The sequence below is a fragment of the Thioclava sp. F28-4 genome (genome assembly GCF_002020045.1).
Taxonomy (GTDB): domain Bacteria; phylum Pseudomonadota; class Alphaproteobacteria; order Rhodobacterales; family Rhodobacteraceae; genus Thioclava; species Thioclava sediminum.
The window spans coordinates 730,159-742,410 of sequence record NZ_MPZQ01000001.1; the positions used below are offsets into that span (position 1 = coordinate 730,159).

9 protein-coding genes are annotated in these 12,252 nt (G+C 63.9%); 7 read left to right on the forward strand and 2 right to left on the reverse strand.

Annotated elements, in window-relative coordinates:
• Position 1: 1 nt before the first annotated feature.
• On the reverse strand, positions 2 to 745 hold the full coding sequence (locus tag BMI87_RS03315; RefSeq protein WP_078519718.1) for a sulfite exporter TauE/SafE family protein: 744 nt from the start codon (positions 743 to 745) through the stop codon (positions 2 to 4).
• A 225-nt stretch (positions 746 to 970) separates the two neighbouring features.
• Between BMI87_RS03315 and mdh the strand changes: the two genes are divergently transcribed.
• Together mdh and BMI87_RS03325 are read left to right on the forward strand one after the other, a co-directional pair.
• Entirely contained in the window at positions 971 to 1,933 is a 963-nt protein-coding gene (gene mdh, locus BMI87_RS03320) for a malate dehydrogenase (protein WP_078519719.1), read from the forward strand.
• A 69-nt stretch (positions 1,934 to 2,002) separates the two neighbouring features.
• Complete coding sequence (locus BMI87_RS03325; RefSeq protein WP_078519720.1) at positions 2,003 to 3,262, forward strand: hypothetical protein; 1,260 nt, start codon at positions 2,003 to 2,005, stop codon at positions 3,260 to 3,262.
• Here the strand turns inward: BMI87_RS03325 and BMI87_RS03330 are convergent.
• Entirely contained in the window at positions 3,249 to 4,313 is a 1,065-nt protein-coding gene (locus BMI87_RS03330; protein ID WP_078519721.1) for a glycosyltransferase family 2 protein, read from the reverse strand. The two genes, BMI87_RS03325 and BMI87_RS03330, sit on opposite strands and share 14 nt — an antisense overlap.
• Before the next feature lie 235 nt (positions 4,314 to 4,548).
• Between BMI87_RS03330 and sucC the strand changes: the two genes are divergently transcribed.
• The 5 genes from sucC (at position 4,549) to BMI87_RS03360 (ending at position 12,207) form a co-directional block, all read left to right on the forward strand.
• Positions 4,549 to 5,742, forward strand: coding sequence for an ADP-forming succinate--CoA ligase subunit beta (gene sucC / locus BMI87_RS03335; protein WP_078519722.1), 1,194 nt, complete (start codon positions 4,549 to 4,551; stop codon positions 5,740 to 5,742).
• A 5-nt stretch (positions 5,743 to 5,747) separates the two neighbouring features.
• The gene (gene sucD, locus BMI87_RS03340) at positions 5,748 to 6,635 is read left to right on the forward strand and encodes a succinate--CoA ligase subunit alpha (RefSeq protein ID WP_075776193.1); all 888 of its coding nucleotides are present in this window, start codon (positions 5,748 to 5,750) and stop codon (positions 6,633 to 6,635) included.
• Between the two features lie 573 nt (positions 6,636 to 7,208).
• Positions 7,209 to 10,166, forward strand: a complete 2,958-nt coding sequence (locus BMI87_RS03350) for a 2-oxoglutarate dehydrogenase E1 component (protein WP_078519724.1) — start codon at positions 7,209 to 7,211, stop codon at positions 10,164 to 10,166.
• Positions 10,167 to 10,170: 4 nt separating this feature from the next.
• Positions 10,171 to 11,706, forward strand: coding sequence for a 2-oxoglutarate dehydrogenase complex dihydrolipoyllysine-residue succinyltransferase (odhB, locus tag BMI87_RS03355; RefSeq protein ID WP_078519725.1), 1,536 nt, complete (start codon positions 10,171 to 10,173; stop codon positions 11,704 to 11,706).
• A gap of 108 nt (positions 11,707 to 11,814) precedes the next feature.
• Entirely contained in the window at positions 11,815 to 12,207 is a 393-nt protein-coding gene (locus BMI87_RS03360) for an MAPEG family protein (RefSeq protein WP_078519726.1), read from the forward strand.
• The last annotated feature ends 45 nt before the right edge of the window (positions 12,208 to 12,252 follow it).

Genomic DNA, 12,252 nt, shown 5'->3' on the forward strand with positions numbered 1-12,252 from the left:
CTCACCCGGTGATCGCTTGCTGGATCAGCTTCAGCGAGATCAGCAGAAGTGCCCAGATCACCACCTTGAAGAAGATCTCCGTGGGCATGCGCTTCACCAGCCAGACACCAAGGAACACCGAGGCCGAGGCGGGGATCGCCAGGATCAACGCGGTGCCGAGGCTGTCCCAGTTCACCTCGCCCAGCGCGATATAGGGGCCGAGCTTCGCAAGGTTCACATAGGTAAAGAGAACCGTCGCCGTGCCCGCAAAGACCTGTTTGGGCAGATTCAGCGGGATCGTGTAAGCCTGAAAGGGCGGCGCGCCCGAATGGCTGACGAAGCTGGTGAAGCCCGCGATGGTGCCCCAGAAGAGGCCCGGCGCGACTTTCGCCTCCTGCCGCGCGCCATGCCGATGCCGGAACAGCGCGTTCAGCGCGAAGACCGCGCCGATCACTCCGACCATGAGCGTCACCCAGCGTTCGGGCACAACCTCGGCGGTGGCCCAGCCAATGCCGATCCCGATCGTCGTGGCGGGGATCATGATCGCGAGCACCCGCTTGTCGAAATGCTTGCGATAGGCCCAGAGACCGAACATGTCGGCAACAATATAGACCGGCAGCAACAGGCCCGCCGCCGCGACCGGGTCCATCACGATCGTCAGGACCGGGACCGAGATCGAGGCCGCCATCGGGATACCGCCTTTCGACAGCCCCACCATCACCGCGGCGAGCAGCGCCAGCGCCCAACCGAGCAGGCTCAACTCCATTCGGATGCTCCCTTCCCTGCGGGTCACAGAATCGCTCTGCCCCGTCTTGCCCCCTTGCTGACACGGCGCGTGACGAAACGGAACCGCACGTCAGTGTGCGGAACCAGTTTCGGCATACGAGTGCATACAAACAGTGTCGCCGCAGCGCAGCGCCCTTGCCCTTTGCGAGCCAAAGGGCTACTCCACCTGCGATCTATTTTCCAATCCATCCACCCGGAGGACCAAATGGCCAGACCCAAGATCGCCCTTATCGGCGCCGGCCAGATCGGCGGTACGCTCGCCCATCTCGCCGCCATCAAGGAACTCGGTGACGTCGTTCTGTTCGATATCGCCGAAGGTACGCCGCAGGGCAAAGCGCTCGACATCGCGGAATCGGGCCCGTCCGAGGGCTTCGACGGCTCCTTCAAGGGGACCAACGATTACGCCGGTATCGCGGGCGCGGATGTCTGCATCGTGACGGCTGGCGTTCCGCGCAAGCCGGGCATGAGCCGCGACGATCTGCTGGGCATCAACCTCAAGGTCATGAAATCGGTCGGCGAAGGCATCGCAGCCCACGCACCCGACGCGTTCGTCATCTGCATCACCAACCCGCTCGACGCGATGGTCTGGGCGCTGCAGCAATTCTCCGGCCTGCCGGCAGAGAAAGTCGTCGGCATGGCGGGCGTTCTGGACTCGGCCCGCTTCCGTCACTTCCTGTCGCTGGAATTCGGCGTCTCGATGCGCGACGTGAACGCGTTCGTCCTCGGCGGCCACGGCGACACGATGGTGCCGCTCGCACGCTACTCGACCGTCGGTGGCATCCCGCTGCCCGACCTCGTGCAGATGGGCTGGACCACGCAGGAGAAGCTCGACGCGATCATCCAGCGCACCCGTGACGGTGGCGCAGAGATCGTGGGCCTGCTGAAGACCGGTTCGGCCTTCTACGCTCCGGCCACCTCGGCGATCGAGATGGCGGAAGCGTACCTGAAAGACCAAAAGCGCGTTCTGCCCTGCGCGGCTTACGTCAAAGGTGCGCTCGGCCTCGACGGTCTCTATGTCGGCGTGCCGACCGTGATCGGCGCCAAAGGCATCGAGAAGGTCATCGACATCAAGCTCAACAAGGACGAGCAAACGATGTTCGACAAGTCCGTCGACGCAGTCAAAGGCCTCGTGGCCGCCTGCAAGGGCATCGACAGCACGCTCGCTTGATCGAAAGCCAGGACTGATCCAATCTTGGGGCGCGCCTTCGTAGGCGCGCCCTTTGTTTTGGAGAGTGCCATGTGTTCCGCCCGTCTCGCCCCGTGCCTTGCCGTTCTTCTCGCCCTTTCACCGATCACCACGCATGCGCAAGACGGGCCGGTGACCGCCAAGATCGCGCGAAGCGAGGCACCTGCCGCCGATCCAATCTCGGCGCGGATCGGGGCAGAGGGGATCGCGCCGGTGCTCGCCGATCTGCAATCGCAGGACGCGCTTGACCCGAAGGACCGTTTCGCGCTCGGCGGGCTGGAATTCCTCGCGAGCCTCGAGGCGACGATGCGCTGGCAGCTGGAAGCAGGCGGCGCTCGTGTGCTGATGCCCTTCGTGGGCAACCTTCCCGGCAGGCGCGACGCGCCGCGCGAAACCTTCACCGCCGACGCGGTCCCGCGCGAAAGCGAGGCGCTGATCGCCGGCATGGATCGCGCCAAGACCGCGCTCGACGGGCTGGCCGATGGACCGGAGTTCGGCCTTGCGATCGACCTGAACGATCTCTGGTTTGACCTGAACGGCAATGGCACGCGTGACGACGGCGAGGACGCCGTGACGCTCTTGCGCGGCGCCTTCATGCCCCGCGCACCGGAGGCCACCCCGGGCGCCTCGCGGATCGTGCGCTTCGACAATGCGGATGCGGCCTGGCTTTCGGCCTATACGCATCTGGTCTCGGGCGTGGGCGAGCTAATCTTGGCCTTCGACCCTGAACCGGCCATCGCTCGCGTGATGGCCACCTATGCGAAACTCGTGGACGCGCGCGACAAGGCGATGGGCACCGGGCAGGCCACGTCGATGGATGGTCTGATGATGTTCAGCTTCATCGACCCGGCGGCGGCGGTGCTCGACATGCTCCACCAGCAGCCCGATCCGACGCGCACCCGTGCCGCGCGTGATCATTGGCTGGAGATGATCGCGCAGAACCGGCAGTTCTGGGATCTGGCGGAAGCCGAGACCGACAATCAGGCGGAATGGATCCCGAGCGACGCGCAGGATCAGGCGCTTGGCGTCGAATTCCCCGACGGTCTGGGAGAGACATGGCGGGGCGTGCTGAGCGATGGCGAGGCGCTGCTGACGAGCGAGAAGTCCTTCCCCTTCTGGCGTGTGCCGGTCGGGGTCGATCTGGGCGCGTGGCTGGAAAATCCCGCGCCGCTGCCGCTGACCGGGGTGGTTCAGGGTTGGGCGCTCGATCCTTACTTCACCGATACGCCGATGCTGACGCCCGAGAACTGGACGCGCTTTTCGCGCTTGGTTGGCGGAAGGACCGGCATGATGATGTTCACGCTAAACTGACGAGCGGCTCCGGGTCGAAACCGAATTCCTCGTGCAGCCGCGCGATCAGGTCCGCCTCATGGAGAAGCAGTGCGCGATCGAAGGCGGCGGGCGAAAGATCGACCTTGTCACCGAACAGCGCGCGGGTCTCAGTCGCGATCTTCACTTCGGGGCGGGTCAGCAGCTCGTGGGCTTCCAGCTCGTCGGCCTCGTAATCGCGCATCCCCTGCACCTCCCACCAGAGGCTCATCAGCTCGGAGGGATCGGCGGCGCGCTCAGCGGCCTCAGCGAATTGCGCCTTGCGGGACCCGACATAGGGCACGGGTTGGCCCTTCACCTTCGTCGTCGCGCGGCGCAGCATCTTGAGAATGAAATGCAACGGAGTCAGCCCGTCGAAATGCATCAGCCGCCCGTTATAGCTGGGCCGGTAAGGCAGATCGTTTTCCTTGCTGTCCCAGTCTTTCAGCGGGTAATGCACCCCGATCGCATAGCCGCGCCCTGCCCGCACGACAGGTTTTCCGGCGACATGGCCCGCGAGACCTTTCTTCAGAAAGCGCGACCGGAGGCCGTAGAACATCAGCCCGTCCTCCTGAAACCCGTCCCAGCGTCGCCTAAAGACACCGCTAAAGATGTCCGGGCCGGGGTTGCGGTCGAGATAGCAGCGTTCGTCCACTTCGAGACGCAGCCACGCTTTCTGTTCGCCCGTCTTCGCCAGCTCCCATTCGAGCGGGCGCGCGAGGCTCACGAACTCGTCCGCGTCGCAATGGATCATCCAATCCAGCTTGGTTTCGTTCAGCGCGCGGGTCGCATTGTATTTCTGGCGGCCCTGATGGCGCGCGGGGCGTTTCTTGCGCCAGCTTCGCGCCCAGTCGTCATCGCCGGAATGGTGAATGAACGCTACATCGACCGGGTCGAGCAGCGCCTCGGCTTCGGGGTTCGGGCGGTCAAAGAAGACGTGGACCTCGCTCGCGCCGATGCTCAGATGATGCGCGACATAGGCGGCTACCAGCGCTGCGGGCTCGTCCACCGTCGCCACCACGCCCCAGCGCGGCATATCTTGCCCTTGCGTCATCTAAATCCGATTCCTGCCGATGCCCTCTGCGCAGATAGGTTCAATTAACCGAGTCGTGCCAGTGCTCCCATGCCACAGCGCAGCATTTTCCGATTTGTGATCACACCTTTCCGCGCTGTGATCACGTATGTCGCTTTTTCCGGGCGAGTGGGGCAGATTGTCGCGATTTCGGTTTGTACGCCCCGCTTAACAGCCTAGAACCCCCTCAAATCGCACCAGCATGGGGTATCCAAGGATGAATATCCACGAATATCAGGCCAAACAGCTTCTCAAGAGCTATGGCGCACCGGTCTCGGACGGCCGTGTCGTCCTCAAGGCCGAAGAAGCGAAGACCGCAGCCAGCGAACTCGACGGTCCGCTCTGGGTCGTCAAGGCGCAGATCCACGCAGGTGGTCGCGGCAAGGGCCACTTCAAGGAAGCCGAAGCCGGCGAAAAGGGCGGTGTCCGCCTCGCCAAATCGGTCGAAGAGGCTGAAACGCTCGCCAAGCAGATGCTCGGCAAGACGCTCGTGACGCACCAGACCGGCCCGGCGGGCAAGCAGGTCAACCGCATCTATATCGAAGACGGTTCCGACATCGAGCGCGAGCTGTATCTCGCTCTGCTCGTCGACCGCGTGACCTCGCGCGTCTCGATCGTCTCCTCGACCGAAGGCGGCATGGACATCGAGGAAGTCGCGGCGAACACGCCCGAGAAAATCCTCAGCTTCTCGATCGACCCGGCCACCGGCTACCAGCCGTTCCACGGCCGCCGCGTCGCTTTCTCGCTCGGCCTCGAAGGCCCGCAGGTGAAGCAGATGGTCGGTCTTCTCGGCAAGCTCTACCAAGCCTTCGTCGAGAAGGACATGGAGATGCTCGAGATCAACCCGCTGATCGTCATGACCGACGGCAACCTCAAGGTTCTCGACGCCAAGCTCGGCTTCGACGGCAACGCCGTCTACCGTCACTCGGACATCGCCGCCCTGCGCGACGAGACCGAAGAAGACAGCAAAGAGCTCGAAGCGTCGAAATACGACCTCAACTACATCGCGCTCGATGGTGAGATCGGCTGCATGGTGAACGGCGCTGGCCTCGCAATGGCCACGATGGACATCATCAAGCTCTACGGCGCCGAGCCCGCGAACTTCCTCGACGTTGGCGGTGGCGCCACGAAAGAGAAAGTGACCGAAGCGTTCAAGATCATCACCTCGGACAAGAACGTCAAAGGTATCCTCGTGAACATCTTCGGCGGCATCATGCGCTGCGACATCATCGCCGAAGGCGTGATCGCCGCGGTGAAGGAAGTCGGCCTCGAAGTGCCGCTGGTCGTCCGCCTCGAGGGCACCAACGTCGAAAAAGGCAAGGAAATCATCGCGAATTCCGGCCTGAACGTCATCGCCGCCGACAACCTGTCGGACGGCGCAGAAAAAATCGTCAAAGCGGTGAAAGGCTAAGAATCATGGCAGTTCTCGTCAACGAAAACACCAAGGTCATCTGCCAGGGCTTCACCGGCTCGCAGGGCACCTTCCACTCCGAGCAGGCAATCGCTTACGGCACCAAGATGGTCGGCGGCGTGACCCCCGGCAAAGGCGGCCAAGAGCATCTCGGCCTGCCGGTCTTCAACTCGGTCCACGAGGCGAAAGCCAAGACCGAAGCGAACGCCTCGGTTATCTACGTTCCGCCGCCCTTCGCGGCTGACTCGATCCTCGAAGCGATCGACGCGGAAATGGAACTGATCGTCTGCATCACCGAGGGGATCCCGGTCCTCGACATGATGAAGGTCAAGCGCGCGCTGATCGACAGCAAGTCGCGTCTGATCGGCCCGAACTGCCCCGGTGTCATCACGCCCGACGCCTGCAAGATCGGCATCATGCCCGGCCACATCCACAAGCGTGGCTCGGTCGGCGTCGTGTCGCGCTCGGGCACGCTGACCTACGAGGCGGTCAAGCAGACCACCGATATGGGTCTGGGCCAGTCCTCGGCCGTCGGCATCGGCGGTGACCCGATCAAGGGCACCGAGCATATCGACGTGCTCGACATGTTCCTCGACGACCCGGAAACGGAATCGATCATCATGATCGGTGAGATCGGTGGTTCGGCGGAAGAAGAAGCCGCGGAATTCCTCGCCGAGCAGAAGAAGAAAGGTCGCTGGAAGCCGACCGCCGGCTTCATCGCTGGCCGCACGGCCCCTCCCGGCCGCCGCATGGGCCACGCCGGCGCGATCGTCGCGGGCGGCAAAGGCGATGCGGAATCCAAGATCGAGGCCATGAAATCGGCCGGTATCGTCGTCGCTGACAGCCCCGCCACGCTGGGCGAAGCTGTGATGAAAGCGATCAAGGGCGAATAAGCCCCATTGAGACAGGCGGGGTCGCGGCGCACGCGGCCCTGCATCCTGACCAAGGAAAGGACCGGACCCATGTCGCTGCGGATCGCACGGCGCGCCTCCCTCCCCGTTTCGGGGACGGTCGCATGCGCCCTGCTTGAAAGCAGCGACGGGGGCCGGTCTTTTTTTGCGGCGGAGCGCGTCGCCAGCGGCGCATGGCGGGTCGCCAACCGCATCGGGAAGCGCGTCCATAGCGGCCTCGCTCCGGTCGCGGTCGTCCGCTCACCGGTCGCAGTTCAGACTGTGCGCATCCCTGCCCTGCATGGAAGTCCTGACATCAGCACCTACATCATTGACCCAGAAGGCAATATGCCCGGGACGACAGGTGCCGGTATCGACGTATCCGTGCCGGCCCCGCGCGCGAAGGAAAGGACCCTACATCATGTCCCGTTCCACCCCTGTATCCGTCGCGAGGGCGTTCGCGCGCCGCGCGACCCCGCCACCACACGCGCCCAGCGTTTAATCAACCGTTCAATGGGCCGCTGATAGACGTTCGAGTTCCACAGATCCCTGTTTCACCGACCGAAGGTGAGGAAAATGACCGACCAATCCCCCAACGACCAGTTCAATGCCTCGCAGTTCCTGCAAGGCGCGAATGCCGAATATGTCGAGCAGCTCTACGCCAAGTTCGCCGAAGATCCGTCTTCGGTCGATACCGCATGGGCTGCCTTCTTCGCCTCGCTCGGTGATCCCGATCAGGACGTGAAGAAATCCGCCGAAGGCGCGAGCTGGGAGCGTCGCGACTGGCCGCCGGTGGCCGCCGACGACCTGACCGCCGCGCTGACCGGCGAATGGCCCGCCGCCCCTGCCGAGGGCAAGGCAGCTGGCGACAAGATCAAGAAGAAGGCCGCCGAGGCTGGCGTTCCGGTCGATGAGGCCGCGGTAAAGCGCGCCGTGCTGGATTCGATCCGCGCGCTGATGATCATCCGCGCCTACCGTATCCGGGGCCACCTCGCCGCCGATCTCGACCCGCTGAACATGCGCGACACCGGCCAGCATCCGGAGCTCGATCCGAAGAGCTACGGCTTCACCGATGCCGACATGGATCGTCCGATCTTCATCGACAACGTGCTCGGCCTCGAGATCGCCTCGATGCGTCAGATCATGGATATTGTGAAGCGCACCTATTGCGGCACCTTCGCGCTGCAATACATGCACATCTCCGACCCCGAGCAATCGGCCTGGCTGAAAGAGCGCATCGAAGGCTACGGCAAGGAAATCACCTTCACCAAGACCGGCCGCCGCGCGATCCTCAACAAGCTCGTCGAGGCGGAAGGGTTCGAGAAGTTCCTGCACGTCAAATACATGGGCACCAAGCGGTTCGGCCTCGATGGCGGCGAAGCGCTGATCCCCGCGATGGAGCAGATCATCAAGCGGGGCGGTCAGCTCGGCCTGCAGGAGGTCGTGGTCGGCATGCCCCACCGCGGTCGCCTCTCGGTCCTCGCCAACGTGCTGCAAAAGCCCTATCGCGCGATCTTCCACGAATTCCAGGGCGGCTCGTTCAAGCCCGAGGACGTGGACGGCTCCGGCGACGTGAAATACCACCTCGGCGCGTCCGCCGACCGAGAGTTCGACGGCAACAAGGTCCACCTGTCGCTGACCGCGAACCCCTCGCACCTCGAGGCAGTGAATCCGGTCGCGCTCGGCAAGGTCCGCGCCAAGCAGGACCAGCTGGCCGACCGTTCGGACCGCTCCAAGGTGGTCTCGGTGCTGCTGCACGGCGATGCGGCCTTCGCCGGTCAGGGCGTCGTGGCCGAGTGTTTCCAGCTTTCGGGCATTCGCGGCCACCGCACAGGCGGCACGATCCACCTCGTCGTGAACAACCAGATCGGCTTCACGACCGCGCCGCACTTCTCGCGCACCTCGCCCTACCCGACCGATCTCGCGCTGATGGTGGAAGCTCCGATCTTCCACGTGAACGGCGACGATCCGGAGGCCGTCGTGCACGCAGCCCGCGTCGCGACCGAGTTCCGCCAGAAGTTCCACAAGGACGTGGTCATCGACATCTTCTGCTACCGCCGCTTCGGTCACAACGAAGGCGACGAGCCGATGTTCACCAACCCGGTGATGTACAAGTCGATCAAGACCCACAAGACCACGCTGCAGCTCTACACCGAGCGTCTCGTGGCGGACGGCCTGATCCCCGAGGGCGAGATCGAGGATATGAAAGCCTCGTTCCAGTCGCATCTCAACGAGGAGTTCGAAGCCGGCAAGGTCTTCAAGCCGAACAAGGCCGACTGGCTCGACGGTCGCTGGTCCGGCATGGAGCAGGAAAAGAGCGAGTACGAGCGTGGCACCACCGCGATCGCGCCCGAGACCTTCGAAGAGGTTGGCAAGGCGCTCGTGACCGCGCCCGAGAAATTCGCGCTGCACAAGACGGTCGGGCGTCTGCTCGAGAACAAGAAGCAGATGTTCGAGACCGGCAAGGGCTTCGACTGGGCGACCGCCGAGGCACTGGCCTTCGGCTCGCTTCTGACGGAGGGCTACCCGGTGCGCCTGTCGGGACAGGATGCCACCCGCGGCACCTTCTCGCAGCGCCACTCGGCGCTGGTCAATCAGGACAACGAAGACCGCTACTACCCGCTGAACAACATCCGTGAGGGTCAGGCCCGCTACGAGGTGATCGACTCGATGCTCAGCGAATATGCGGTGCTCGGGTTCGAATACGGCTACTCGCTGGCGGAACCGAAGGCGCTGACGCTCTGGGAAGCGCAGTTCGGCGATTTCGCCAACGGCGCGCAGATCATGTTCGACCAGTTCATCAACTCGGGCGAGCGCAAATGGCTGCGCATGTCGGGCCTCGTCTGCCTGCTGCCGCACGGTTTCGAAGGTCAGGGCCCCGAGCACAGCTCGGCCCGTCTGGAGCGTTTCCTGCAGCTGTCGGCGGAAGATAACTGGATCGTCGCGAACTGCACGACGCCGGCGAACTACTTCCACATTCTGCGCCGCCAGATCCACCGCGACTTCCGCAAGCCGCTGATCCTGATGACGCCGAAATCGCTTCTGCGTCACCCCAAGGCGGTCTCGACCACGGAAGACTTCACCACCGGGTCCAGCTTCCACCGCGTGCTGTGGGACGACGCCCAACAGGGCAATTCGGATCTGGAGCTGAAGTCCGACGACAAGATCAAGCGCGTCGTGATGTGCTCGGGCAAGGTCTATTACGACCTGCTGGCACAGCGCGACGAACGCGGGCTGGACGATGTCTACCTGCTGCGTCTGGAACAGTTCTACCCGTTCCCCGCGCAGGCGGTCACCAAAGAGCTGACCCGCTTCAAGAATGCCGAGATCGTCTGGTGCCAAGAGGAGCCGAAAAACCAAGGCGCTTGGTTCTTCGTCGAGCCCTATATCGAATGGGTCCTCGCCAAGATCGACGCGAAACATGCCCGTGCGCGCTATGCAGGCCGTGCAGCTTCCGCCTCGCCCGCGACGGGTCTGGCAAGCCGCCACAAAGCCGAGCAGGACGCGCTCGTCAACGATGCACTGGAGGGTTGAATAGATGTCCACTGAAGTCCGCGTTCCCACGCTCGGCGAGAGCGTCACGGAAGCCACCGTCGCCACCTGGTTCAAGAAGCCCGGCGACACGGTGGCCGCCGATGAGATGCTCTGCGAGCTCGAAACCGACAAGGTGACCGTCGAAGTGCCGAGCCCCGCGGCCGGCACGCTCGGCGAGATCGTGGCCGCTGAGGGCGAGACCGTCGGCGTCGATGCGCTTCTCGCGACGATCGAAGAGGCCGGCGCCAGCCCCGCGCCGAAGAAGACAGAAGACAAACCGGCGGAAAAACCCGCCCAACAGCCCCAATCGAACGAGGGAAAAATGACCGACGTTATGGTGCCCAGCCTTGGTGAATCGGTCACCGAGGCAACTGTGTCGACGTGGTTCAAGAAGGTCGGCGACACGGTCGCGGCCGACGAGATGCTCTGCGAGCTGGAAACCGACAAGGTCTCCGTCGAAGTGCCCTCGCCCGCCGCGGGCGTTCTCAAGGAGATCGTCGCTGAAGAAGGCACGACCGTGGATGCCTCGGCCAAGCTCGCCGTGATCGCTGAAGGCGAATCCGGTGGCGCCTCCGACAGCGCCCCCGCCAAGGAAGAGGCAAAATCCGAAGCCCCCGCCGCCAGCGGCAAGGGCGGCAAGGATGTCGAGGATGCGCCCTCCGCCAAGAAGCTGATGGCCGAGAAGGGTATCGACCCGGCCTCCGTTCAGGGCTCGGGCAAAGACGGCCGGATCATGAAAGAAGACGTCGCCAAGGCCGAAAGCGCGCCGAAGCAGGCGTCGGTCTCCGTCGCCTCGACGCCCTCGCAGGCCCCGCGCGGCCCGGTCAATGCCGATGACGCGTCGCGCGAAGAGCGCGTGAAGATGACCCGCCTGCGCGCGACCATCGCCAAGCGCCTCAAGGACTCGCAGAACACCGCCGCGATGCTGACCACCTATAACGAGGTGGACATGTCGGGCGTCATGAACCTGCGCAACGAGTACAAGGATCTCTTCAACAAGAAGCACGGCGTGAAGCTCGGCTTCATGTCCTTCTTCGTGAAGGCCTGCTGCCACGCGCTCAAAGAGGTCCCGGAAGTCAACGCCGAGATCGACGGCAACGAAGTCGTCTACAAGAACTACGTCCACATGGGCGTGGCCGTGGGCACCCCGAACGGGCTCGTCGTGCCGGTCGTGCGCGATGCCGACCAGATGAGCTTCGCCTCGATCGAGAAGACGATCGCCGAGATGGGCACCCGCGCCCGTGACGGCAAACTCTCGATGGCCGAGATGCAGGGCGGTTCGTTCACCATCTCGAACGGCGGCGTTTATGGCTCGCTGATGTCCTCGCCGATCCTCAACCCGCCGCAATCGGGTATCCTCGGCATGCACAAGATTCAGGAACGTCCGATGGTCGAGAACGGCCAGATCGTCATCAAGCCGATGATGTATCTCGCGCTCAGCTACGACCACCGCATCGTCGACGGCAAAGGCGCCGTGACCTTCCTCGTGCGCGTCAAGGAAGCGCTGGAAGACCCGCGCCGCCTGCTGATGGATCTGTAAGACCGGGACGAAGTCGGCGGCCCCCGCCCCTTCGCTCTTGCCAAATATCCTCGGGGGGTCCGGGGGGCAGACAGCCCTCCGGTCCGCCCTCACCTCCGGGAGCGACCCATGACCCCCGAACTGACCGTGCTCATCCTCGCGACCCTGCTCCATCTGGGGCTGATGGTCGCCTATTCCGTCAAAGCGAATACCGAGCTCGGCACCAAATACCCCGTTTCCCCGCGCGACAAGACACCGCCGCCGATCTCGACCCTGCTCGGCCGGCTACAACGCGCGATGAACAACTCCTTCGAGGGGCTGATCCTCTTCGCCCCGGTCGCGCTCGTTATCGGACTGACCGGGCAATCCACCGCGCTCACTGCGGGTATCGCCTGGATCTTTCTGATCGCGCGGGTTCTCTACATTCCGTCCTATCTGCTGGGCTGGGTGCCGTGGCGCTCGCTCATCTGGGGCTTTTCCTTCTTCGCAATTCTGGCGCTGGCAATTGCCGCGCTGATCTGACCTCCCGGCGCGAGGCCCCCTCGCGCCCCAATCCAAGGAGCAAGA

Bases quoted from the DNA above. Each gene is read 5' to 3' on its own strand.
- BMI87_RS03315 (WP_078519718.1), bottom strand. From the start codon at position 745: ATGGAGTTGAGCCTGCTCGGTTGGGCGCTGGCGCTGCTCGCCGCGGTG.
- mdh (WP_078519719.1), top strand. From the start codon at position 971: ATGGCCAGACCCAAGATCGCCCTTATCGGCGCCGGCCAGATCGGCGGT.
- BMI87_RS03325 (WP_078519720.1), top strand. From the start codon at position 2,003: ATGTGTTCCGCCCGTCTCGCCCCGTGCCTTGCCGTTCTTCTCGCCCTT.
- BMI87_RS03330 (WP_078519721.1), bottom strand. From the start codon at position 4,313: ATGACGCAAGGGCAAGATATGCCGCGCTGGGGCGTGGTGGCGACGGTG.
- sucC (WP_078519722.1), top strand. From the start codon at position 4,549: ATGAATATCCACGAATATCAGGCCAAACAGCTTCTCAAGAGCTATGGC.
- sucD (WP_075776193.1), top strand. From the start codon at position 5,748: ATGGCAGTTCTCGTCAACGAAAACACCAAGGTCATCTGCCAGGGCTTC.
- BMI87_RS03350 (WP_078519724.1), top strand. From the start codon at position 7,209: ATGACCGACCAATCCCCCAACGACCAGTTCAATGCCTCGCAGTTCCTG.
- odhB (WP_078519725.1), top strand. From the start codon at position 10,171: ATGTCCACTGAAGTCCGCGTTCCCACGCTCGGCGAGAGCGTCACGGAA.
- BMI87_RS03360 (WP_078519726.1), top strand. From the start codon at position 11,815: ATGACCCCCGAACTGACCGTGCTCATCCTCGCGACCCTGCTCCATCTG.